This window comes from Amycolatopsis keratiniphila (genome assembly GCF_000400635.2).
Classification (GTDB): Bacteria; Actinomycetota; Actinomycetes; order Mycobacteriales; family Pseudonocardiaceae; genus Amycolatopsis; species Amycolatopsis keratiniphila.
This window is the reverse complement of sequence record NC_021252.1, coordinates 3536412-3562158: the sequence shown is the minus strand read 5'-3', so window position 1 is coordinate 3562158 and position 25747 is coordinate 3536412. Positions and strand designations below refer to the sequence as shown.

The 25747-nt window shown below is 72.1% G+C and carries 9 protein-coding genes; 1 reads left to right on the top strand and 8 read right to left on the bottom strand.

The annotated features are described in order from the left end of the window. Positions 1 to 15 precede the first annotated feature (15 nt). The 8 genes from AORI_RS57315 to AORI_RS57280 form a co-directional block, all read right to left on the bottom strand. Complete coding sequence (locus AORI_RS57315) at positions 16 to 951, bottom strand: TauD/TfdA family dioxygenase (RefSeq protein ID WP_016333620.1); 936 nt, start codon at positions 949 to 951, stop codon at positions 16 to 18. Continuing rightward, complete coding sequence (locus tag AORI_RS57310) at positions 948 to 2213, bottom strand: ATP-grasp domain-containing protein (RefSeq protein ID WP_016333619.1); 1266 nt, start codon at positions 2211 to 2213, stop codon at positions 948 to 950. The genes AORI_RS57315 and AORI_RS57310 overlap by 4 nt, the downstream gene beginning before the upstream one ends. Further along, positions 2210 to 3481, bottom strand: coding sequence for an ATP-grasp domain-containing protein (locus AORI_RS57305; RefSeq protein ID WP_016333618.1), 1272 nt, complete (start codon positions 3479 to 3481; stop codon positions 2210 to 2212). Before AORI_RS57305 ends, AORI_RS57310 begins: the two co-directional genes overlap by 4 nt. Further along, positions 3478 to 8907, bottom strand: a complete 5430-nt coding sequence (locus tag AORI_RS57300) for a non-ribosomal peptide synthetase/MFS transporter (RefSeq protein WP_016333617.1) — start codon at positions 8905 to 8907, stop codon at positions 3478 to 3480. The genes AORI_RS57305 and AORI_RS57300 overlap by 4 nt, the downstream gene beginning before the upstream one ends. Further along, a complete protein-coding gene (locus AORI_RS57295) occupies positions 8904 to 11942 on the bottom strand; it encodes a non-ribosomal peptide synthetase (protein WP_016333616.1) in 3039 nt (1012 codons plus the stop codon). The genes AORI_RS57300 and AORI_RS57295 overlap by 4 nt, the downstream gene beginning before the upstream one ends. Positions 11943 to 12051: 109 nt before the next feature. Next, on the bottom strand, positions 12052 to 17376 hold the full coding sequence (locus AORI_RS57290) for a type I polyketide synthase (protein WP_043848779.1): 5325 nt from the start codon (positions 17374 to 17376) through the stop codon (positions 12052 to 12054). 10 nt (positions 17377 to 17386) lie between these two features. Then, the gene (locus AORI_RS57285; protein WP_016333614.1) at positions 17387 to 20845 is read right to left on the bottom strand and encodes a non-ribosomal peptide synthetase; all 3459 of its coding nucleotides are present in this window, start codon (positions 20843 to 20845) and stop codon (positions 17387 to 17389) included. After that, entirely contained in the window at positions 20842 to 24270 is a 3429-nt protein-coding gene (locus tag AORI_RS57280) for an AMP-binding protein (protein WP_016333613.1), read from the bottom strand. Before AORI_RS57280 ends, AORI_RS57285 begins: the two co-directional genes overlap by 4 nt. 498 nt (positions 24271 to 24768) lie before the next feature. Here AORI_RS57280 and AORI_RS57275 point away from each other — a divergent pair, with 498 nt between their 5' ends. After that, positions 24769 to 25746: a hypothetical protein gene (locus tag AORI_RS57275; RefSeq protein ID WP_016333612.1), complete on the top strand. Its 978-nt coding sequence runs from the start codon at positions 24769 to 24771 to the stop codon at positions 25744 to 25746. Position 25747 lies beyond the last annotated feature (1 nt).

Here is a 25747-nt window from a genome sequence, read left to right as displayed (position 1 = left end):
GCGCCCGCCTCAGCGTCAGGTCATCGCGACCAGCGTCCGCCGCTTACCCGTGAACGGCTCCCGCCCATGCGCCATCAGCATGTTGTTGATCACCATGATGTCACCCGGCTGCCACGGGAACGCGTAGCTGACCTCGTCGTACGCCGCCTTGATCGTGTCCAGGTCCGCCTGCGGGATCGCCGAGCCGTCGGCGAAGAAGGCGTTGCGGGGCAGGTCTTCCACGGGATACAGCTCCAGCAGCGCCTCGCTGACCTCCTCCCCCAGGCTCGAAACGTGGAACAGGTTGGCTTGGTTGAACCACACCGTGCCGCAGGTGTGCGGTTCCGTGACGAACGACGGGCGCACGTGCCGCGTGCGCAGGCCTTCGTCGGTCCATTCGTACGTCTGGCCGTTGGCGGTGCAGTAGTCCTCCACCGCCTGCCGGTCTTCGGTCTGGAACGCCTCCTGCCAGCTCAGCCCGAGGCCTTCGCGGAACGCCCGCGTGTAGGTGACGCCGCCCGCGAACCGCTCGCGCAGGTCTTCCGGCAGCAGCCGGTACATCGCTCGGCTGTCCGCGATCGGCGTCGCGCCACCGGTTTCGGCCGCGATGTCGCACAGGAAGAAGAGGCGGTCCGGCCAGTGCGCCGAGTACGAGCTCTCGTTGTGCATCGGGATCGACTCCGCCGGCGGGTACTCCGTCGAGGTGTAGATGTTGCCCGAGACCGCCGAACGCGGCGTCGACCGTTCCGTGTAGGTCAGCAGCGAGCCGCCGATCTCCTCGGTGACCTGGTTGAACACCGTCAGGTCGGCGGGCATCCCGCGCAGCAGGATCGCGCCGTGCTCGCGCAGCCGGTCCTGCAGCGTGTCGCGGTGCGCGCGCACCCAGTCCAGGCCCGTGGCCGCGTACACGGTGAGCTTCGTGTGTTCGTTGCCCTCGATGTGCCCGAGGTTCGCCGTGAGTTCGGCGGTCATGACTCCTCCAGTTCGAATCGGATCAGCTTGGCGGCCTCGGCGTGCAGCGCGGCGAGGTCTTCGGTGTCGGCGAATCCCGCGGCGAGCACGTTCACCGCGTAGATCTCCTGGTCGTCGGTGAGCAGCTGGCCGGGGCGCACGATCGTGACCACCTCCAGCACCTCGGGCAGGTCGGCGACCTCGTCGGTGCCCTCGACACGGATCAGCCGCCCGGTGCCCTCGGCGTAGAAGATGAGGTAACCCACCGGCACCGGCAGGCCCTTTCCTCGCGCGGGCGGTGGCGTGCCCAGTGCCAGTGACACGGCCTCGGCGATGACGTCGATGCCGGTCGCGAGCTTCAGCAGCACCGGCTGGGCACCGCCGGCCGGACGACCCGCGTTCACCTCGACGATCGTCGGGCCGAGTTCGGCGTCGTCGATCAGCTCCAGATGAGCGCAGGTGTTGTCCAGGCCCAGCGCGAGCGCGGCGGCCGTCGCGGCGGCGAACAGCCGTTCGGTGTCCTTTTCGGACAGTTCCAGCGGCGGGCAGACCATGCCCAGCTCGAACTTGCGCTCGTCGATCAGCGGTTTCTCCACCACGGCGACCGGTTCCGCGACGCCGTCACGCACCAGGACGTCGACCGCGTACTCCGGGCCACGCAGCAGACCTTCCACGAGGAACACCTTCAGCGGGTCGATCGCCCCGACGAGCCGGTGGTACCGGGCGTCCTCCGAAAGCGGCAACCGCTCGGCCAGCAGCCGGTACGCCGCCGCCAGTTCGTCCACTGTGGACACTGTGCGCACGAGGTTGCTCGCCGCGCCGTTCACCGGTTTGACGATCGCCGGGAGCCCGACCGCCTCGGCCACCGACGCCGCCTCGGACTCGGCCGAGATCAGCGCGCAGCGCGGACCGGGCAGTCCGGCCTCGGCCAGCGTCTGCCGGACCGCGAACTTGTTGTGCGCCACGGTGAACACCGACGCCGGGCAGCGTGCGACGCCGAGCAGCTCGGCCGCACGGGCGACGCTCGCGACGATCCCCTCGGCGGCGGTCACCACCCCGGCCGGAAGCGGCGTCCGCGCCCGGATCGCCTCGGCCACGGATTCCGCGTCACGGACATCGCTGACGACGATGAAGCCGTCCACCACGTCCGCCAACTGCGCGAGCTCGGCCGGTTCGAGGGGCTCGGTGACCAGCTCGGCCCGCAGGCCGGTCGCGCGCACGGCGGCCACGATGTCGGCGATCCACTGTCCTGCGGTCTCGCAGACCACGAACGCGGTGTTCACACTTCCTCCAGTTCGAGCCGGACGAGCTTGCTCGCCTCCGCGTGCAGGGCGGCGAGGTCGTCGTGATCGGCGAACCCGGCCACGACCAGGTTGACCGCGTAGGTCTCCTGTTCGTCGGTGAGCACCTGCCCCGGCGAGACGGTGGTGACGACGTCGATCACCTCGGGCAGGTCGGCGATCTCGTCGAGCCCGCCGATCCTGGTCAACCGGCCCGAACCGGCCGCGTAGAGGATCAGCATGCCCAGCGGGATCGGCAGTTTCGCCGGTTCCCGCGCCGGCGGCGGAGCGCCCACCGCGAGCGCGGCCAGCTCGGCGAACACGTCGATGCCGGTACGCAGCTTCGCCAGCAGCGGCATGATCGATCCGGCGGGCCTGCCCGCGTTGACCTCGACGATCGTCGGGCCGCGGTCGACGTCGTCGATCAGCTCGACGTGGGCGCAGGTGTTGTCGAGCCCCAGCGCGCGGACGGCGGCGACGGCCGCCGCGGTGACCAGTCCGGCCCGGTCGGTGGTGAGCCCGGCGGGCGGGCACGAGAGCGCCAGCTCGAACTTCCGCTCGTCGATCAGCGGCTTGTCGAGGATCTCGACCGGTTCGGCCACCCCGTCGCGGATCAGCACGTCCACCGCGTACTCCGGGCCGCTCAGGAACCCTTCGACGAGAAACGTCGCCGACGGGTCGAGTGTCCCCAAGGGACGGTGGTAGCGCGGATCCGCGGATTCGGGCAGCCGCGCGGCCAGTAGTTCGTACGCGGCCGCCAGCTCATCCACAGTGGACACGGTGCGGACGAGGTTGCTGCCCGCCCCGTTGACCGGTTTGACGATCGCCGGGAACCCGACCGCCGCGGCGACCGACGCCGCCTCGGCGGCCGACGAGATCAGCGCGTACGCGGGCCCGGGCAGCCCGGCCGCGGCGAGGGCTTCCCGGACGGCGAACTTGTTGGCGCACAGGGCGAACACCGACGCCGGGCAGCGCGCCACCCCGAGCAGTTCCGCGGCGTGGGCGGTGCTCGCGATGGCGCCGTCCGAGCCGGTGAAGATCCCGGCCGGCGCACCGCCGTCGATCTCCCGGACCTTCGCCGCGACGGCTTCCGGGTCGTGGACGTCGTCGAGCGCGACGATGTCGTCCACCACGCCGTCCAGCGCGGCACGCTCGGCCTCGTCCATCGGCGGGGCGAGCAGCACGACGCGGTGCCCGGCCGCCCGCATCGACGGCGCGACCTCGCCGACCCAGTGCCCGCGGGCCTCCCTGACCAGCACTGCCGTACTCATGCGGCTTCCTTCCCGGCGAGCTTGCGCTCCCGTTCCTGTGCCCCCACCAGATCGTCGGGCAGCGAATCGGGTACCTCGGTGTCGAACCGGCGCAGCCGCCGCAGCGAGAACCCGCCCACGTTGATCAGCAACAGGATCAGCGCGAAGACGACGTAGGCGAGCCCGATCCCCCGCGTCTCGCCGGTGCCCAGCACGGCGCCGACCGACCCGGTCAGCGCGCCACCCGGCGCCAGCAGTGGCGAGAACCAGCCGACGGCCAGCGGTGCCAGCACGGCGAACCCGATCGGCAGCGTCGACCACGTGATCGTCTGGTTGATCGCGAACACCCGGCCGTGGAACCGCTGCGGCACCTTGACCTGCACCAGCGTCGCGTAGATGCCCTGCGACACGGCCATCGCGGCGGCCAGGAGGAACACCCCGGCCGCGACGACGATCAGCGACGGCCGCAGGCCCATCACCAGGCTGCCGAGCGCGATCCCGACGTTGCCGGCGAGCACGCCGACCATCCGCCGCTGCCGCGGTCCGCCCCACAGCGCCATCCCGATGCCACCCGCCACCGCGCCGAGCGCCTCGGCGAGCGCCACCTGCGCGACGTCGGTGACCGAACCGAACGACAGCACGAGCGGCGAGAGGAGCACCAGAGCGGGGGCGAGGAAGACGTTCGCCAGCGCGAAGTACAGCAGCATCGTGCGGAAACCGCGGTGGTTCCACGAGTACCGCAGCCCGCCCGCGATCGCCGTCAGCAGCGGTTCGCGCGGGCGCCAGCCCATCATGTCCGGGAAGCGCACCAGCAGCAGGCCCACGATCGCGAACACGTAGCTCGCCATGTCCAGGATCAGGATGCCGGACAGCTCGATCGCCGCCAGCAGCCCGGCCGCGAGGACCGGCATCAGCAGCTGGGCGAACCCGTTGGACAGCTGTGCGAGGCCCATCGCGTGCCCGAGGTACTGCTTCGGCACCAGCTGCGCCACCGACGACTGGTAAGCGATGCGCTGGAACGATGAGGCCACCGACCCGAGCGGGATCAGCACGTAGAACAACCACAGCTGGACTTGCCCGGTGAGCAGCAGCAACGCCAATATCAGCTGGATCCCGCCCGCGACACTGCTGGCCGCGATCATGATCCGCCGCCGGTCGCCGCGGTCGACCAGTGCGCCCGCCACCGGCAGGACCAGCACGCCGAACAACAGCGCGAGCGCCCATAGCAGGCCGAGGTCGGCCACCGAGCCCGTGCGGGTGTAGAGCCAGATCGGCACCGCGAACGACGTCAGCGCCGAGCCGGTCGAGGAGACCAGCTGCCCGATCGTGATCGTGACGAACCGGCCCATACTCGGCTGGACCTTGGGTTTGTCGTCCACGACCGCCCGATGCGTCTCGTGCACCGCCCAGGCGGCGTCTTCACCGCGGACCCGGACGTCGAGTTCGCCGGGATCGTCCAGCGCCGGATGCACCCGCGTGACGATCTCCGCGAGTTCTTCGGCCCGGTAACGCAGGAAGAAGTGCCCGGCCTGGTCGAGCACCACGAGCGCGGTGGTGTCGGTGAGGAACTCCCATTCCCGGTATCGCTCGGCGTAGTAGTCGGTGACCGGGTCCTCGGAGCCGACCACCGACACGATCGGCGCGCGCAGTTTGGCCACGCGGGCGTCGAGCAGGCCGCTGAAGTACTCCTCGGCGGCGCGGCTGTCGGCCCGCATGTTCGTGATGATCCGGTCGGCCTGCGCCGGGTCGAGGTCGTCGGTGTCGACGCCCATGCCCTTGAGCCAGTTCGAGTAGTACCGGTTGCTGCGCAGCTTCTCCAGCCGCGTGCGCAGCGTGCCCACCGCACCCTTCATCCGGGCGAACGGGAAGATCGCGCCGATGTAGACGACCTCCAGCTCGCGGCCGCGCTCTTCGAGCAGCCGGGCGACGGCGACGGCGAGCGCGTTGCCGACACCGCAGTGACCGTAGATCGCCAGCGGTCCGTCGATGCGGTCGAGGATCTCCTCGGTCAGCCGCTCGACCAGGTCGTCGAAGGGCAGGGCCTCCTCGGACAGCCCGACGTCGTGGCCGGGGATGGCGACCGAGTAGAGCGAGTGGCCCTCCGGGAGCGCGTCGGCCAAGGGCTGGTAGACGATCGCGCTGCCGCCGCCGTAGGGGAAGCAGACGTAGGTCAGCGTCCGCTGCTTCGCCGGTTTGGTCAGTTCGTACAGCAGATGCCGCGGCCGGTCGGCGTCGTCACCGTCCATGAAGGACGCGAGTTCGCGGATCGTGCGGTGCTGGAACAGGTCCATGACGCCGACCTGGCCCGCGCCCGCCTTGCCGATCCGCGCCACCACCTGGGTGGCCAGCATCGAATGGCCGCCGAGGTCGAAGAAGTCGTCGTCGACGCCCAGCTCGTCCACCTTGAGCACGTCGCGCCAGATTTCGGCGAGCAGGGTCTCGACCGGGGTCGACGGCGCGACCAGTTCCTTGGTCGCGTCCCGGGACGCGACCGGCGCGGGCAAGGCCTTGCGGTCGAGTTTGCCGTTCGGGGTGAGCGGCAGTTCGTCGAGGGCGACGAACGACGGCGGGACCATGTAGTCCGGAAGGCTCTGCTTGAGCGCCGTCCGCAGTGTGCCGGGCTCTGCGTCGCCGACGACGTATCCGACCAGCCGCTTGTCCCCCGGCGTGTCCTCGCGGACGATCACGGCCGCGTCGCGCACGTCCGGCTGGGCGCGCAGGGTCGTCTCGATCTCCCCCAGCTCGATGCGGAGGCCGCGCAGCTTGACCTGGTGGTCGATCCGGCCGAGGAACGCGATCGTCCCGTCCGGGCGCCAGTGCGCGAGATCGCCGGTGCGGTACATCCGTCCACTGTGGAACGGATCGTCCACGAACCGCTCGGCCGTCAGCTCCGGGCGCTTGTGGTACCCCAGGGCCAGGCCGACGCCGGCGATGTGCAGCTCACCGGGCACGCCGACCGGGCACGGCCGCCCGGCCCGGTCGAGCACGTAGATCCGGATGTTCTGGATCGGCGCCCCGATCGGCACCGACGCGACCTCCGCGAGCGCGGCGGGCGTGCAGTGCCAGGAGGTGACGTCGATGGCGGCTTCGGTCGGGCCGTAGAGGTTGTGCAGCTCGCAGCCAGGCAGTCGCCGCGTGAACTCGCGGGCGGCGTCGAGCGGCAGTTCCTCGCCGCTGCAGACCACCCGCCGCAGCGCCGTGCAGCTCTCGACGCCTTGTTCGGCCAGGAAGAGCGTGAGCATCGACGGCACGAAGTGCGCGGTGGTGATGCTTTCCGAGGCGAGCAGCTCACGCAGGTACGCGGCGTCCTTGTGGCCGCCGGGTTCGGCGAGCACGAGCCGTGCGCCGGTGATCAGCGGCCAGAAGAACTCCCAGACCGATACGTCGAAGCCGGCCGGGGTCTTCTGCAGGACCGAATCGGTGCCGTCGAGGCGGTACGCGCGCTGCATCCAGTCGAGCCGGTTGACGATGCCGCGGTGACCGTTGGGCACGCCCTTCGGCTGACCGGTGGAGCCGGAGGTGTAGATGACGTACGCCGGGTCTTCCGGTCCGGCGAGAGCTTCGGGCGGGGTGCCCGGTTGCCCCGTGGTCTCGGCAGGGTCGTCCAGTACGACCACGGTCGCGTCGCCCGGCGGCAGCGTTTCGCGCAACGCCGCCTGCGTCAGCACCACGGGCGCGGCCGCGTCCCGCAGCATGAACGCCAGCCGGTCGGCCGGATACTCCGGGTCGAGCGGCACGTACGCGCCACCGGCTTTCAGCACGCCGAGGAGCGCGACCACCAGCTCGAACGACCGCTCCGCGAACACCCCGGTGAGCACGCCCGGCCCGACGCCGAGGCCACGCAGCCGGTGCGCGAGCCGGTTGGCCCGCTCGTCCAGCTCGCGGTAGGTCAGCGACGCGCCGCGGAAGGTCACCGCGGGCGCGTCCGGCGTCCGGGCGGCCTGCTCCTCGACGAGCGCGTGCAGCGTGGTCTGCGGGAACTCGGTGGTCGTGTCGTTCCACCGCTCCAGGACGAGTTCGCGCTGCGCGGCGTCGAGGATGTCCACTTCGGACAGTCGTCGGCTCGGGTCGGCGACGATCGACCGCAGCAGCGTGACCAGCCGCCCGGCCATCCCGTCGACCGTGTCCGCGCGAAACAGTGCGGTGTTGTACACGAGCTTGCCGATCAGCCCGCGTTCGAGCTCGATCGCGTGGAACTCGAAGTCGAACCGGGTCGCGGGCAAATCCATCGGCAGCCAGCGGAAGTCCACTTCGGACTCGCCCGCCTCGCCCATCCGGCCCATCTCGTAGTTCTGCAGCACGAACATCGCCTGGAACACCGGCGAGCGGCTGACGTCGCGGGGCACGCCGAGGGCGTTCACCAGCCGCTCGAACGGGACGTCGGCGTGCTCGAACGCGTCCAGCACGTGCCGCCGGGTGCGTTCCAGCAGCTCGGCGAACGTCGGATCCCCCTCCAGCTGGGCGCGCAGGGGCAGCATGTTGATGAACATGCCCGCCACGCCCTCCAGCTCGGGCAGACCGCGCCCGGCCGACGACGAGCCGATCGCGAAATCCTCTTGGCCCGAGTACCGCGAAAGCAGCACCTGGTAGGCGGCCAGCAGGGTCATGAACAGCGTGACCCCGTGTTCGCGGCTCAGCTCGCCGAGGGCGCGGGCGAGTTCGCGCTCGACGAAGAACTCGTGGATCGCGCCGTCGAAGCTCTGCTTGGCGGGCCGGGGCCGGTCGGTGGGCAGCTCCAGGGGCTCGACCCCGGCGAGCTGCGCCTTCCAGTGCTCCAGCTGCCGGTCGAGTTCGCCGCCGGTGAGCGTGCGGCGCTGCCAGTGCGCGAAGTCGCCGTACCCGATGCTCAGCGTGGGCAGCTCGGCCGTGCCGCCGGTGCTCAGGGCGTGGTACTGCGCGGCGAGGTCGCGCAGCAGCAGGTCGACCGACCAGCCGTCGCCCACGATGTGGTGCGTGCACAGGACCAGCAGGTGTTCCTCGTCGGACACCCGGGCCAGCGTCGCCCGCAGCAGCGGTCCCGTGGCCAGGTCGAACGTCTCGGCCGCGGCGGCGTCGACGGCGGCGCGGGCCGCTTCCTCACTTCCCGCGTCCACTATGGACAGATTGACGGTAACCGAGGGTTCGATGTGGACGGTCGGCTGTCCGTCGTCCCCCTCCGGGAACCGCATGCGGAGCGCCTCGTGCCGCGCGGGCAAAGTGTCCAAAGCGGACTGGAGTGCGGCGACGTCGAGCCTGCCGGTCAGCCGGATCGGCACCGGGATGTGGTACGACCCGGTGCCCGGCGCGAACTGCTCCATGAACCAGACGCGTTCCTGCTGATACGACAGCGGGACGACGGCATCGGCAGGACGCGGGGTGATGGTCGCGGCCGGTTCCGCGCGCCGTCGCAATCGCCGTTCGAGCAGGGCGCGGCGCGCGGCCGCGCTGGTTTCGTCGATCGCGGTCATGAGTTCTCGCCTTCGGCCAGCTGGCGCTGGACCTCTTCGTCGCTGAGCTGGTCGAGGTCTTCCTCGAGCCGCCGCTCGATCTCCGCGGCGAGCCCGGCGACGGTGGTGAGGGTGAACAGCCCCCGCACCGGGATGTCGACCTCGATCTGCTTGCGGAGCCGGGCCATCGCGCGGATCGCCAGCAGCGAATTGCCGCCACGGGCGAAGAAATCGTCGTGCGCGCCGAGGTCGTCGATGCCGAGCAGCTCCCCGAGCACCTCGGCGACGAGTTCTTCGGCCGCGGTCCGGGGTGCGACGTACGCCGGAGCCTCATCGGGTTCGGGATCCGGCAGCGCGGCCCGGTCGAGTTTGCCGCTGGCCGCCATCGGCAGCGCGTCGAGCGCCACGAACCGGGTCGGCACCAGATACTCCGGCAACGTCTTCCGCAGTGCTTCGGCCGCGCCGTCGGTGCTGCCGACGAGGTAGCCGACGAGCGCGTCGCCGCGGACCGCCACGGCCGCGTCCCGCACCACCGGCAGTTCGCGCAGCGCCGCTTCGACCTCGCCGGGCTCGATCCGGTAGCCGCGCAGCTTCACCTGCTCGTCGGCGCGGCCGAGGTAGTCGAGCGAGCCGTCGCGACGCCAGCGGACGAGGTCTCCGGTCGCGTACATCCGGCCGGACGGGCCCTCGACGAACCTCTCCGCGGTCAGGTCCGGCAGGCCGAGGTAGCCGCGGGCGAGCTGGCGCCCGGCGACGTACAGCTCGCCCGGGACGCCAGGCGGCACCGGCTGCCCTCGCTCGTCCAGGACGTACGCGCGGGTTCCGGGTACCGGACGGCCGATCGATACGGGTCCGGACGGCAGCGCGTCCCCGGGTTCGATCCGGTGCACGACGCAGCCGACCGTGGCCTCGGTCGGACCGTATTCGTTGACGACGAGCGTGCCGGGGTGCCGGTCCCGCCACGGCTGGACGGCCTCGGCGGTCAGCGCTTCACCACCGAGCACCAGCTCACCCGTCGGGAACAGCTCCTCGGCGAGGATGGCTAGGTGCGTCGGGGTCGCCTTGACGAACGTCGGACGGCCGCCGTCGACGACCGCGCCCCCGGCGGTGAGGGTGCCGAGCAGCGTCGTCACGGTGAGGTCGAACGACGCCGACGTGTGCAGCAGCGCCCGTCCGGCCAGGCCGGGGTACGCCTCCCGCGCCCACGCCAGGTACGTGTCGACGGCCCGGTGCTCGACCTCGACGCCCTTGGGCCGCCCGGTCGAGCCCGACGTGTAGATCACATAAGCGACGTCGCCCGGCCCGGCCGCCGGTTCCGGGTCTTCGGTGGCCGCGGCGGACCACTCGGCCGGATCGTCCAGCGCCAGCGTCTTGGTGTCCACTGTGGACTCACCGGTGACCAGCACGAACGGGACACCCGCGTCGGCGAGGATCAGCGCCTGCCGGGGAGCCGGGTTGGCCGGGTCGAGCGGGACGTAGGCCGCGCCGCTCTTCAGCACCCCCAGCACGCCGGTCAGCAGGTCCGCCGAGTTCGGCACGCAGACGCCGACGACGGTGCCGGGACCGGCGCCCAGCTCACGCAGCCGGTGCGCGACGCGGTTGGCCCGCGTGTTCAGCTCGGCGTACGTCAGGCGGACCCCGCCGAAGTCGACGGCGGGCGCGTCCGGGGTCCGTGCTGCCTGTTCCTCGAAACGGGCGTGCACCGTCTTGGTGTCCGGAGTGGACAGTTCCGTCGGGTTCCACCCGTTCAGGACCTGTTCGCGTTCGGCGTCCGACAGCAGCGGCAGATCCGCGACCGACCCGGCCGGATCGGCCAGCGCCGCGGCGAGCAGCCGCACGTACCGTTCGGCGATGGCTTCGGCGGTCTCGCGGTCGAACAGGTCGGTGCGGTAGACGAGCCTGCCGTCCACCGAGGTCAGGTCGATCGCGATGTCGTCCTTCGCGGTGGCGGACCGGATCGGCTCCAGCCCCGAGTCGGGCAGGAAGTTGAAGCCGAGCTGGTACAGCGCCTGCACGCCGGGATCGCGTTCGGCCCCGACCGCCTCGGCGACCGCCTGGAACGGCACCTGACTGTGGTCGATCGCCTCCAGCAGTGTGGTCCGGACCCGGCCGACCAGCTCGGTGAACGTGGGCGCGCCCGAGCAGTCGACGCGCACGGCCATCTGGTTGACGAACATGCCGATCAGGTCGGCCAGCTCCGGCAGGTCGCGGCCGGCGACCGGGACGCCGACGACGATGTCGTCCACTCTGGACAGTCGTGACAGGAGCGCCGCGTAACCGGCCAGCAGCACCATGAACGGCGACGCCGACAGCTCCCGGCTCAGCTCGCCGACCCGGTCGATCAGGCCGTCCGGGAGGGCGAAGTGCACCTGGTCACCGGCGAACGTCAGCTCCGACGGCCGCGGCCGGTCGGTGGGCAGGCCGTGCACCGGCGGCAGCCCGGTGAGCTGCTTGCGCCAGTAGTCCAGCTGCTCACTGGACGTTTCGAGCTGCCCGCGCTGCCAGGCCGAGAAGTCCGGGTACTGGATGGCCAGCTCGGGCAGCTTCGGCTCGCGGCCCTCGAACACGGCGTCGCATGCCTCGCCCAGCTCCTTGCCCAGCACCAGCACCGAACCGGCGTCGAACACGGTGTGGTGCACGACGAACGTGAGCACCCACTCGTCGTCGGCCATGCGGCACACCTGGGCCCGCCACGGCGGCGGCGAGTCGAGCGGGACGGCCTCACGTGTGACGGCGCCGACGAGTTCGGCGAGTCGGGCTTCGCGGGCGTCGGCGGGCAGGTCCCGCAGGTCGTGCACCTCGGGCTCGATCGGCACCTCGGCGTGCACCACCTGCATGAGCGCGCCGCCCTCCATACGGAACGACGTGCGCAGCGCCTCGTGCCGCCCGACGATGACACCGAGCGCGGCGCGCCACTGCTCCGCGGTCAGCGGGCGGTCGAGCCGGGCCTGGCAGTGCAGGTTGTACACCGGGGACGCCGGGTCGAGCTGGCCGGACAGCCAGATCCGCTCCTGCCCGAACGAGGCCGGGAACGTCCATTCCTTCGTGTCGCTCATGATTTCCTGTTCAGTGAGAGGTCACGCGAGAGTGCCGCGTCGGTCCAGGTGGTCGTGAGTGGCGTTTCGGGTTAGAACCCGAAACGCCACTCACGACCCACCGCACGGCTCAGCGCTCGAGCTTGGGGATGGTGGTCCGGGCGGGTTCTTCGGCGGGCGCCTCGGGCTTGCCGGCGCGCAGTTCCTCGATCCGCTCGGCCAGAGTGGCCACTGTGGACGCTTCGAACAGCGTCTTCATCGCCAGCCGCGTGCCGGTGGCCTTGCGCACCTGGGCGATGAGCTGGATCGCGACCAGCGAGTTGCCGCCGAGGGCGAAGAAGTCGTCGTGCACGCCGATCTTCTCCACGCCGAGCAGCTCGGTCCACTGCCGGGCGATCTCGGCCTCCAGCTCGGTGCGCGGGGCGACGTAGTCGTCCTCCGACACCGCCACCGCCACTTCGACGGGTTCCTCCAGTTCCTCGGCACTGACCTGGCGCTCGATCAGCTCCCGCACCGGCAAGGTTGTGATGACCACGTGCCCGCCGAGGCCGGGGGCCAGCGCCCGGACGAACGCCTCGGCACCGTCGACCGGCCGGATCCCGGTCGAGGACCCGGCAGTATCCACAGTGGACGCAGCGGACGCCGAGGCCAGGCCACCGCCGACGGCGGCCTGATCGACTTGGCGCAACACGAAATCCTCGATAGTGACGAGCACGCGGCCGGTCTCGTCGCACAGTGAGAGGTCGGCCGCCACCACCTGGGCGCCGCCGGAGTCGCGGTACCGCAGATGACTACGGAAACTCGCCGGGAGCGCGTCGTGCACGACGATCCGGCCGTAGCTCATCGGCAGGTAGGTGCCGCTCCCCCGGCCGCGGCCGAACGCGGTCGCGACGTCCAGCAGTGCCGGGTGCAGGCCCCAGGCGCCGACGTCACCCGCCGCCGCGTCGGGAGCCGTGATCGTGGCCAGCTCCTCCTCCGCGCCGATGCGGTGTTCGCGCAACGCCGCCCAGCGCGGGCCGAAGGTGACCATGCTGGTGCGGCCGGTGCCGAAGCCGTGCCCGTCGTCGATCGGCTCGGTCCGCCCGGTCACCACCGCGATGTCCACAGTGGACACCGGCTCGGCCGCGACCCATCCGGCGGATCCGCGCACATGGGTCCGGCTCGCGCCGGCGACGTGGCTGGTCACGGTGAAGTCGCCACCGTCGAACTCCACGCGGTACTCCGCGGTGGCGCCGTCCGGGACGCCGAACGGCTCCAGGAACGCGACGTCCCGCAGCTCGACGACGTATCCGTCACCGGGCTTCGGCAGCGACGCGGCCGCCGCCGCACGGACGGTCTCCAGGTGTCCCGTGCCCGGGACCACCGGCACCCCGGCGATCCGGTGCTCGTCGAGCAGCCAGTGCGTGGCCGCCGAGACGAGCCCGTGCGCGCCGTCCTCGGTGCGCGTGGTGAGCACGGGGTGCTCGACCGGGCCGAGCGCCCGCGACCGGGTAGTGCGGATCGTGGTCGGCGCGGCCACCTCCGCGGCCATGCCGACCTCGTCCCAGCCGCCCCAGGCGTGCGACACCAGCCGCGCCTGCCAGCCGTGACCGCCCCGTGCGTAGGCGTCGAGGAAGTTGTTGGCGGCGCAGTAGTCGACCTGCCCGATGCCGCCCACCGCCGCGGTGATCGACGAGCACAGCGCGACGAAGTCCATCGGCAGGTCGGCGAATGCCTCGGCCAGCGCCAGTGTCCCGGCGATCTTCGGGGCCAGCACGGCCTCGGCCGCGGCCCGCTCCTTCACCTCGGCGACACCGCCGCCGGGCAGCCCGGCGGCGTGCACGATCCCGTCGAGGCCGCCGAACTCGCGCTCGGCCAGCTCTCGGACCTCGCGCAGCCGCGCCGCGTCGGTGACGTCGGCGGCGACGACGTGCACCACCGCGCCCGCGGCCTCCATCCGCCGCACGGCGAGCATCGCGCGCCCGGCGCGGTCGGTGCCGCCGTGCGCGGCGAGGTGCGCGTCCCACTCCGCCCGCGGCGGCAGCCCGGCGCGGGTGAGCAGCACGAGCTTCGCCCGCACCCGGCGGGCGAGATCCTCGGCGAGGGTGATGCCGATACCGCCGGTCCCGCCCGTGATCAGGTACCGGCCGCCGTCGCGCAGCACCGGTTCGGCGGCCTCGGGCAGGGCGAGCTGGGTGTAGTCCAGCACCCAGCGACGGCCGGCCCGCAGCGCGACCTCGGCCGCCGCGTCCGCCGGACGGAACAGCTCGGCGATGGCGTCCTGCACACGATCGGTGTCGATACGGCGCACCACCGTGCCCGGCGCTTCCAGCGGCACCACGCGGGCGATGCCGGCGAGGGTCGCGTGCTCGGGCCGGGTCAGATCGGTACCGGTGACGTCGGCGGTGCCGGTGCTCAGCACGTCGATCCGCACCGGCTCGCCCCAGGCCTGGACAAGATTGAGCACGCTGAAGAACCCGCGGTCCTGTGCGGCCATGCCGCGCTCTTCCCCGGCCAGCGTCCAGGCGTGGACGACCCGCTCGGGCCGGGCGGGCAGCGCGGCGACGAGCGCGTCGTAGTCCTCGCGGACCCCGGGCCGGACGGTGAATCCGGTCTCCGTCACGGTGAACCCGTCACCGAGGCGTACCTCGGTGACCGCCACCCCCGCGTCGCGAAGCAGGCCGGGCAGGACATCTTCGGTGGTGAAGACGAGCGCGTTCGCGAAGGGCTCGCGTCTCAGGTCCGGTTCCGCCTGCCGCCACGCCGGGACCGCGAACCACTCGGAGAGCGGCAGCGGACCGGTCGACCGCACGGGTCCGGTCGCCGTCACCGGGTCCGGGTCGACCCAGTACCGCTTGCGCGCGTACGGGTAGCCGGGCAGCGGGACCCGGTTGCCCGGAGCACCGAACGTCCGCGGTTCCAGGGAAACCCCGTTCGTCCACAAGAGACCGGCCGCGCCGTAGAGCGTTTCGACGTCGCCGATGCGCTCGGTCCGGCCCGGCAGGCTCGGCTGCGGCGCGGGCATGCCCTTCGGCACCTGGCCGCGGGACAGCCCGGACAGCTGGTGACCCGGGCCGCATTCGACGAGCGCCCAGCGGCCGCCGCGCGCGAACAGGTTCTTGACGCAGTCGCCGAACCGGACGGCCTGACGCAGGTGCGAGGCCCAGTAGGCCGGGTCGGTGGCCTGGGCGTCGGTGATCCAGTCGCCGGTGACGTTCGACAGGAACGGCCGCGTGGGCGCGGTGCGGGTGACGGCGGTGACGGCCGCGGTGAACTCGGCGAGGATCGGATCCATCATCGGCGAGTGGAACGCGTGCGAGGTCACCAGTTCGCGGCACTGCACGCCGCTGGACTTGAGCGTCGCCGCGAACTCCGCGACCGCGTCCGACGGCCCGGCCACGACACACGTGCCGGGCCCGTTCACCCCGGCGATCGCGAGTGTGTCCGGCAGCCGCGAGGCGACGCTCTCCTCGTCGAGCTGGACGGCCAGCATCGCCCCGGCGGGCATCGACTGCATCAGGCGGCCGCGGGTGGCGACCAGGTTCAGCGCGTCCGGCAGGGTGAAGACCCCGGCGACGGTGGCGGCGACGTACTCGCCGACCGAGTGCCCGATCATCGCCGCGGGCCGCACGCCCCAGCTCAGCCACAGCCTCGCCAGCGCGTACTCGACGACGAACAGCGCGGGCTGGGTCACGCGGGTTTCCCGCAGCGCCTGCTCGCCACCGGGCCGGAAGATCAGGTCGCGCAGCTCCGGCAGCTCGGCTTCGAGCAGCCGCAGGCACTCGTCGACGGCCGCGGCGAACACCGGCTCCGCGTCGTACAGCTCGGCGCCCATCCCGGCGTACTGGGAACCCTGCCCGGGGAAGAGGAACGCCACGTTCGTCTCCCCGGCCTGTGCGGACACGAGGCGCCGGGGATCGCGCAGCCCGTCGACCGCGTCCTCCGGGTCACGGGCGACGACGACCGCGCGGTGCGGGTACTCGGTGCGCCCGGCGGCCAGGGTGTACGCCACGTCGGCGAGGTCGAGGTCGACGTCACCGGCCAGCCGCTCGGCGAGCTGGTCGACCGCGGCCGAGAGCGCCTCCGCGGTGTTGGCCGACACGCGCAGCAGATGCGCCGGGTGCGGCGTGCGAGACCGTTGCGGGCTCGGCGCCTCCTCCAGCACGACGTGCGCGTTGGTGCCGCCGACGCCGAACGAGCTGACGCCCGCCCGCCGCGGCACCCGGTCCGCCTCCCACTTCGTCACCTCGCGCGCCGGATAGAACGGGCTCGCCGGGAAGTCGATACCGGGGTTGGGTTCGTGGTAGTTGATGGTCGGCGGGATCAGCCCGTGTTCCATCACGAGCACGGCCTTGATCAACGAGACCACGCCCGCCGCCTGCGACAGGTGGCCGATATTGGACTTCACCGAGCCGATCGCGCACCAGCCGGTGTCCTCGACTCCGTTTCCGTACACAGTGGACAGTGCGGTGATCTCGATCGGGTCGCCCAGCGCGGTGCCGGTGCCATGCGCCTCGACGTAGCCGATGGTGCGCGGGTCGACCCCGGCCATGCCGACGGCCTGCGCGACCGCTTCGGTCTGCCCGGACACGCTGGGCGCGGAGAAACCGACCTTGGTGGCACCGTCGTTGTTGATCGCGTTGCCCAGCACGACACCCCGGATGTGGTCGCCGTCCTCGATCGCCTGCGACAGCCGCTTCACCAGCACGACCCCGACGCCGCTGCTCCAGACCGTGCCGTTGGCGCCCGCGTCGAACGCGCGCACGTGGCCGTCCGGTGAGGTGAAGCCATCGACACCCATGTAGCCGACGCCGTGCGGCATCTCCACGTTGACCCCGCCGGCCAGCGCCATGTCGCACTCGCCGTTGCGCAGAGCCTCACAAGCGAGGTGCACCGCGACCAGCGACGTCGAACAGGCGGTGAACACCGCGAGGCTCGGGCCGCGCAGGTTGAGCTTGTACGACACCGAGGTCGTCAGGTAGCTCGGCTGGTTGCCGGTCGAGATGCCGATCCCGCCGTGCTGCGAGGCGAGGAGCCGCTCGTTGCGCATCAGGTTCTCGGTCAGGTAACCGGTGCCCCCGGACCCGCCGTAGACGCCGATCGCGCCGTCGAAGCGGGCCGGGTCGTAGCCCGCGTCGGTCAGCGCGGCGTGGCACGACTGGAGGAACAGCCGATGCTGCGGGTCGGTGATCTCGGCCTCGCGGCTGGTCATACCGAACAGTTCCGCGTCGAACTCGTCGAAGCCGTCGACCACGGCGGTGGCGTTCACCCAGCTCGGATCGTCCACCGTGTCCGGTGCGGCGCCGCGGGCGATCATCTCCTCACGGGTGGCGGGCACGATCGACTCGACGCCGTCGACGAGGTTGCGCCAGAACTGCCGCGCGTCACGCGCGCCGGGCACGCGCACGTCCAGTCCGACGATCGCGATGGGTTCGGCTCCGGGGTCGCCGGTGCCGGTTTCGGGGAGGTGGGTCACGGTGGTGCTCCTATCCGGGGCCGGCCGGGCCGGCGGTGCGACGGGGTCTTCTGGTCTGGGTGCGGCCGCGGCGGGCGGCGACGCGTTCGGCGGCACGTGCCAGCTCCGGGCTGGCGGCGTCGCCGAAGTGCAGGTGCGCGGCGAGGGCGCGGACGGTGGGATGGGTGAACAGGTCGACCATCGGGATCCGGCGGGCGAGCCGGGCGGTGACCTGGGCGTGCACCCTGGCGAGGGCGAGCGAATGCCCGCCCACGTCGAAGAAGTTCTCGGTGTGCCCCACTTCGGCCACGCCCAGGACGTCGCACCAGGCACGCGCGATCACGGCCTCGGTCGCGGCGAGTGCCGCCGGATCCGCGACCACCGGCGCCGGGCGTGCCCTGACGCGGGCCGCCGCGGCGGGAGCGGCGGTGCGGACGTCCGCCCGCGGCAGCTCCGGCACGCTCGTCCCGACCGGCGCGTCCGGCGCCGCGGACAGCGCGCCGAGCAGGGCGACGTAGTCCTCGGCGAGCCCGGCCATCCGGGTGTGGTCGAACAGATCCGGGTTGTACAGCAGTTCGACGCCGTCGTCGTGGACGTAGACCGTGAGGTCGAACGGCGACCCCGGCTTGTCGACCGGCAGCCACGCCGAGGCCACACCGGGCAGGTCCAGCCTCGGCTCGGCGAAGTTCAGGACGTTGAACATCACCTGCACGAGCGGGGCGCGCGCGGGATCGCGGGGTACGCCGAGCGCCTCGACGAGCCGCTCGACCGGGGCGGCCGGATGCGCGGTCGCGGCCAGGAGTTCCGCGCCACCGTCGCGGACGTGCGAGGCGAAGTCCGCGGCGTCGTCGGCCCGCAGCCGCACCGGCACGATGTCGACGAAGAACCCCGCGACCTCCTGGCATTCGGCGAGCTGCCGGTCGGCGACGACCGTGGCGACCAGGTGGTCGCTCGCCCCGGTGAGCCGCCGCAGCAGCTGGCCGAACGCGGCGAGCAGCACCCCGGCGCGGGTCGTGCCGGTGCGGGCGGCCAGCGCCCGGACCGAGTCGGCGACACCGTCCGAAAAGGACTGACGCAGGCTCGCGCCCCGGTAGGTCTGCACGGCCGGGCGCGGCCGGTCGCGCGGAAGGTCCACTGTGGATGGCGCACCGGCGAGACGTTCGGTCCACCACGCGACATCCACCGCTTCGCGGCGTTCGTCGCGTCCGGCTCGCCACACCGCGTAGTCCGCGTAGGACGCCACCGGCGGCGGCAGCGGCTCGCCCCGGTAGGCCGCCGACAGGTCGGCGCACAGCAGGTCCTGCGACCAGCCGTCGAACACCGCGTGATGCAGCGTGAAGCCGAGCACGTGCTCCCTCTCGCCGAGCCGGTAGAGCCGCACGCGCCAGGGAGCCTCACGGTCGAGATGCACCGGCGTCGCGGCGTCGGCGGCCAGCCGGGCCCGCAGACCGTCCTCGGTCACCGGCGCCACCGGCAGCGGAACGTCCGACGGCGGCAGGCGATCCGCCACCGGCGCGCCGTCGACGGCGCGGATCCGCCACCGGAGCACGTCGTGCCGCTCGGCGACCGCGCGCAAGGCGTGGCGCAGCGCATCTACGTCCAGCGCACCGGCCAGCCGGAACGCCATCGCGATGTTGTACGGCGCGGCGTCCGGGGCGAGCTGGTCGAGGAACCACAGCCGCCGCTGCTGCGGCGACAGGGTGGGTGCGTGCCCGGTGGTCAGGCCCGGACCGGTCAACGGCGACGCGGCCGCGACCCGACGGGTCAACCCGTCGAGCGTGCGGGTGGCCAAGACGTCCTCCGCGGCGACGTCCGCGGCCAGCTCCGTGCGCAGTGCCGCGACCAGGCGCATCGCGGCGATCGAGTTCCCGCCCGAGGACAGGAAGTCCGTCCCCGCGCCCGCGCCGAGCACCCGCCGCCAGATGGCCGCGACCGCGCGTTCGGCCGGGGTGCCGAGCGGGCCGAGGTCGGACCGTTCCTCCGCCAGCGCCGCTTCGGCGAGGTCGCGCAGCGCGGGCCGGTCGATCTTGCCGGTGAGCGGGTTGACCGGCAGGCGGTCGAGTACCCGGATCGCGGCCGGGCGCATCGCCGCGGTGAGCCGGTCCCGGCCGAGTTCGTCCACATCGGACGGTGCCGACGCCGGTGCCAGGAAGGCCACCAGCCGGGTGCCCGCCGGGCCGGGGACGGCCGTCACGGCGGCGGCGTCGACGTCCGGGTGGGTCGTGAGCGCGGCCTCCACCTCGCCCAGCTCGATCCGCTGGCCGCGGACCTTCACCTGCCGGTCGGCGCGGCCGGCGAATTCGAGACGCCCGTCGGGGAGCTCGCGGGCCAGGTCTCCGGTGCGGTAGAGCCGTTCTCCCGGCGTGATCGGGTCGTCGACGAACTTCTCGGCGGTCAGCTCGGGGCTGCCGAGGTAGCCGAGCGCGACGCCAGGGCCGCCGATGAGCAGTTCGCCGATCTCGCCGGGCGCGACCGGCCGCAGCCCGGCGTCCACGACGTACGCCCGGTGGTTCGGCGTCGGGCGGCCGAGCGGCAGCGGATCGGCGGGGATGCCGGTGACCTCGTCGGTGACGACCACGACGGTGGTCTCGGTCGGGCCGTAGGCGTTGAAGAACCGCCGTCCCGGCATCCACCGGGCGGCGAGCTCCGCGGGCACCGGCTCGCCACCGCAGGCGATGACGCGCCAGCCGGGCACGGTCGCGGGGTCGATCATGGACAGCAGTGTCGGCGTGACGAAGCCCCACTCGACGTCGTGCTCGACGAGGAACCGCCGCAGCCGTTCGGGGTCGGCCCGGTCGGCGGTGCCGGTGAGCTGCACCGATCCGCCGTGCGTCAGCGGGACGAACACGTCCATGGTGAAGGCGTCGAAGGCGAGCGACGAGATGCCGAGTGCCCGGGCGCCGGGCCGGAGGCCGAGGGCGGCGGCGAACCCGGTCACGAAGGCGACCACGTTGCGGTGACTGGTCAGCACGCCCTTGGGACGGCCGGTGGAGCCGGAGGTGTAGAGGAGGTGGACGAGGTCGTCCGGCCCGGCGGGGCAGTCGACGGGACCGTCCGCGGGCTGGGGCACGTCGAGCGCCTCGATGCCTTGCGCGGCACCGAATTCGGCCCGCGCGCAGTTACCCACGACGAGGGAGACCTCGGCGTCCGCCGCGATTTCGGCCAGCCGCGCCTTCGGGCCGCCGGGTTCGAGCGGCACGTAGGCGGCCCCGGACAGCAGCACCCCCACGACGGTCGAGATCAGCTCCGGCCGCCGGTCGGCGCAGACGCCGACGCGGGTGCCGGGCCCGGCGCCCCGGGCCCGCAGCAGCCGGGCGACGCCGGTCGCCGACGCGACCAGTTCGCGGTAGGTCAGCCGGGCGTCTCCCTGCCGGACGGCGACCGCGTCGGGGGTGCGCGCGGCCTGGGCGAGGATCAGGCCGGTGAGCGTGGTGTCCGGATAGGACAGTGGCGGGCCATGGCCACCCACGACGGGCAAGGTGTCGGTCACCGAGGGGTCTCCTGGTCGGTTGTGTACTGAGGCGGTGGGTCGATCCAGTGCCGCTCCCGCTGGAACGGATAGCCCGGCAAGGGGACGCGGCCGGGATCGCCGTCCGCTGCCCACTCGACGTCGCCGCCCGCTGCCCAATGAACGGCCAGGGCTCGTTCCGCCCCGGCCGGACCTTCGACGTCGGTTCCGTTCGCCAGCACCGCGTCGAGCGCGGCCACCGCCGACTCGACCGAGTCCGCCACCACGGCGGCCCGGCACGCGAACGCCCGGCGGACCGACAGCGTGTACGCCGCGTCCCCGAGGTCCGGCGCGTCCGTGGAGAGCCGGTCCCGCAGCCGGGAAACCGCCTCGCGCAACGCCTTCGCGTCACGCGCGGACACCGGCAGGACGAACGGACCGCTCGCCGTCCGCCGTGGCGGGACGGCGGGGGCCTCCTCCACGATCACGTGCACGTTCGTGCCGCCCATGCCGAACGAGCTGACCCCGGCCACCCGCCGGTCGCGGTCGGGCCAGTCGGTGGCCTTCGCCGGGACGTACCAGGGGCCGCCCGCCAGGTCGACCTCCGGATGCGGCGCCGTGAAGTGCAGGTTCGGCGGGATGACACCGTGCCGTACGGACAACACGGCCTTGATCAGCCCGGCGATACCCGCCGCCGTGTCGAGGTGCCCGATGTTCGTCTTCACCGAGCCCAGCGCACACGTTTCCGGCGGTGTGTCCCGGTAGACGCGGTTGAGCGCGGCCACCTCGATCGCGTCGCCGAGCGGGGTGCCGCTGCCGTGGGCTTCGAGCAGCGCGACCTCGTCCGGGGCGACGTCCGCGAGGGCCAGCGCCTCGGCCACCGCGGCCGCCTGCCCTGCCGGTCCCGGCACGGCGTAACCCGCGCGGTCGGGGCCGTCGTTCGTGATCGCCCAGCCGGGCAGCACCGCGTAGACGTGGTCGCGGTCGGCGACCGCGTCCGCCAGCCGCCGAAGCACGACGGCCCCGGCGCCCGAACCGAACCCGGCGCCCGCCGCAGCGACGTCGAACGCGCGGCAACGGCCGTCCGGCGAGACGAGCCCGCCGCTGCGATACCGCGGCCACGTCACGCTCGCCCCGCCGGCCAGCGCGACGTCGCACCGGTAATCCAGCAGGCTCTGCGCGGCCAGCGCCACGGCCGCGAGCGAACTGGAGCACGCGCTCTGCACGGCCACCGCCGGCCCGGTCAGCCCGAGCCGGTACGCGACCTGGCCGGGCAGGTGATCGGTGAGCTGGCGGCCGGGCAGCCGCCCCTCCCAGTCGTCCGGGTCGACGTCGCCGGTCACCGCCGGGTTGCCGAACAGGTGGAACAGGAAGTAGCGGTTCACCGAGGTGCTCGTGAACACCCCGACCGGTCCGGTCTCGGCGGCGGGGTCGCGGCCCGCGTCCTCCAGCGCCCGCCAGGCCGTTTCGAGGAACAGCCGGTGCTGCGGGTCGGTTCGCGCGGCTTCGTCGGCGGTGAATCCGAAGAACCCGGCGTCGAAGTCTTCGACACCTTCGATCCGGCCGCCCGCTCGCACGTATGCCGGGTCGGCACGCAGGCCCGGCCCGATGCCCAGCGCCGCCAGCTCTTCGTCGGTGTAGTCGTGGATCGAGTCGACGCCCGCGCAGAGGTTCCACCAGAACGAGGCGGCGTCCGGGGCGCCGGGGAACCGGCAGGCCAGCCCGACGACGGCGATGAGGTCCCCGGTCTGTTCCTCCGCGGTGACCCACGGCTGAGTGTCCGAAGTGGACTCCGTGAACCAGGCGGCCTGCCCGGCGATCGTCGTACGCTCGAACAGGGCGAGCATCGGGACGTCCACCCCGAACTCGTCGGCCAGCCCCGCCTGCACCCGGCCGAGCCGCAACGAGTCGCCGCCGGCGTCGAAGAACGCCTCGGTGCGCCCGATCCGGTCGCGGCCCAGCACCGCGCACCAGATCCGGTGCACGCGTTCCTCGTCCGGGGTCAGCCGCTCGGCCGGGACGGTCACGGCGGTCCGCGGATCCGGCAGCGCCAGTTCGTCGAGTTTCCCGGTGACGGTCAGCGGAAAAGCGTCCAGCACGGCGACGGCGGCGGGGACCGAGTAGCCGGGCAGGACGTCCGCCAAGGCGGCCCGCAGAGTCCGGCCGTCCGGACGAGGGCCGGCCGCGGTCACGTAGGCGAGCAGGTCGCCGTCGCGCACGATCGCGCGAGCCTCGGCCACGCCGGGCTGTTCGGCGAGCCGGGCCTCGATCTCGGTCAGCTCCACCCGGAAACCGCGGACCTTGACCTGCCGGTCGAGCCTGCCGAGGCAGACGAGGTTCCCGTCCGGCAGCAGCGCGGCGAGGTCACCGGTCCGGTAGCGGCGGCCGCCGTCGGCCGTCACCCCGAACGCCGGGCTCGGCTGGTCGAGGTAGCCGTCGACGAGGTGCCGCCCGCTCACTTCGAGTTCCCCGCTGTCCAGCACGGTGAGCGTGAAACCGGGCAGCGCGCGCCCGATCGGCAGCGGCCCCTCGGCGTCCGGATCCAGCTCGGCGGCCGTCGTCCGGTAGTGCGCGGCGAAGGTCACCTCGGTGGCGCCGTAGCCGTTGACGAACACGCACTCCGGCGCGAACCGGCCACGGCGGACGTCGGCGTGGGTCGCCTGCTCGCCGCCGAGCAGCACGGTCCGCACGGACGGGAGGCCGGTCTCGCCGAGGACGTCGAGCAGGTGCCGGTAGACCGTGGGCGTCGAGTGGTAGACAGTGACTTCGTGCCTGGCCAGCTCGCGCGCGGCGTGGGCGAGACCATGCGCGCGCAGATCGACCGGCACGACCGCGGCCCCGGTGAGCAGGGCCGGGTACAGGTCCGGGATCGCCGCGTCGAAGCCGAACGACGCGAGCAGGCTGAGCCGGTCGGCCGCGGTGATGCCGAGCGCGTCGATCTGGTTGCCGACCACGTGCAGGAGGTTGCGGTGGGTCTGCGCGACGGCCTTCGGCCTGCCGGTGGACCCGGACGTGAACAGCACGTACGCCGGACTGGCCGGGTCGGCTTCGGGCACCGGAAGCGGCGCGGTCTCCGTACCCGAACGTACGAGCCGCGCGGATCCGGTGCGGCACAAGGACTCCGCGAGCTCGACGTGCTCCGGATCCGCGAGCACGGCGGTCACCCGCGCGGCCGCGAGCTGGTGTTCGAGACGCTCGCGGGGGAAGGTCGGGTCCAGCGGGACGTAGGTGCAGCCCGCGGCGAGCGTGCCGAGGATCGCCGCGATCGCGGCGCTGCCGTGCCCGGTGACGAGCCCGACCCGCTCCCCCGGCCGGACACCGGCGTCGCGCAACCGCGACGCGCGGCCGCCCGCGAGCCCGGCGAGCCGGTCGTAGGTGATCCCGGTGCCGTGCTCGAAGACCGCGATCCGGTCCGGTGATCGCCGGGCGTGCACCGCGAATCGGCTGACGCAGCCGTCTTGTCTCATCGGGCGTCGGACAGTCGCTCCGAGGCTTTTCGGGCGCGCGACAACAACGGCGTGGACTTCATCTTGCTCCCCAGTGACCATGCAGGTGAAGAATTACGCAAGGTTAAGACGGCAGGCCGCGACGAGGAATACGATTTCCATCGATTTGGTCCGAATGGCGCACTGATCTTGGACCACAAGACGCAGCAATCCACGTCTTCCAGCCCAATCGGGCACCCTGACGGCTTTCGTGACCGATTCGCCGACCACCATGGACACTCGGTCGATTACTTTTGGTAATGCGTCGGATATTAACCGACACTGTGCCGAGGAATGCGTTCACCAAAACAAAGTGGACAATTTTCCGCAATCGATTCAGAAATACGCAGGGGAGAGTCACCGTCCTCAATGGACTCACCCAGCGTGACCGACCGTGTTCGCCGCAGACCCGCCGGAACCGCGAGCGCCTCCGGGGAGTCCCAGTTGAGAACCGGACGCACGACGACTACAAGGGAATGAATGAAGACGCTACTCAAGAAGGCGACGATCACCGCCGCGGCGAGCACGCTCCTGCTCGGCCTGACGGTGGTGGGCACCGCCTCCGCTGAGGCCGCGGCCATCACCTGCGACACGAAGTCCAGCGGCAAGGACGGGCCCTTCTACCGCGGGGAATCCGCCTCCTACGCCTACGACAACCGGTTCAGCAAGAGCCACCCCGTCCCCGCGCTGGAGACGAACATCCCGCAGGGCACGGCGACCTGGTCGAACTGGGACGGCTCGAACGACCTGATCCTGGTCTCCTCGTACGAGTCGGGCCACCGCAGCGCGATCATCATCGGCATCGACGCCAAGACCGGCAAGCAGGTCGGCCAGGCGCTGCTCGCGTACTCGCACGTCGGCGGGATCGCCGTGTTCGAGAAGCAGGGCTGGGCGTTCGTGTCGGGCAAGGGCGACACGATCCGCAAGTACTCGCTGGCGAAGCTGAAGAACGCGATCAAGAAGTCGCTGCCCATCGAGCAGGACGGGAAGGCACAGACCGTCTACGCCTCCTCGTTCCTCACCAGCCACGGTCCGACCGACACCCTGTGGGCGGGCAAGTTCGAGGACGCCAAACGCGGTCTGATGCACTCATACACCGTCGGCGCCGACGGCAAGCTGAGCTACCGGCCGGGGTCGTGGGAGGTGCCGACGAAGACGCAGGGCCTCATTGTCACCAAGGACCTGTTCATCTACAGCACTTCGCACGGCAGGAACAACCGCAGCAACATCTACGTCGTCCGGCGCGGCGCCGGCGACAAGGACCTGGACACGGCCAAGAAGCACTGCTTCCGCGCGCCGAGCATGTCCGAGGGGCTGACCGTCTACGGCAGCAACGTCTACCTGGCGTTCGAGTCCGGCGCGCACTACTACAGCAAGGCCGCGGACAAGCCGAGGAACATCATCTCGAACCTGCACAAGGCGCCACTGTCCTCTTTGGAGGCACTCGCGCCCCGGTGAC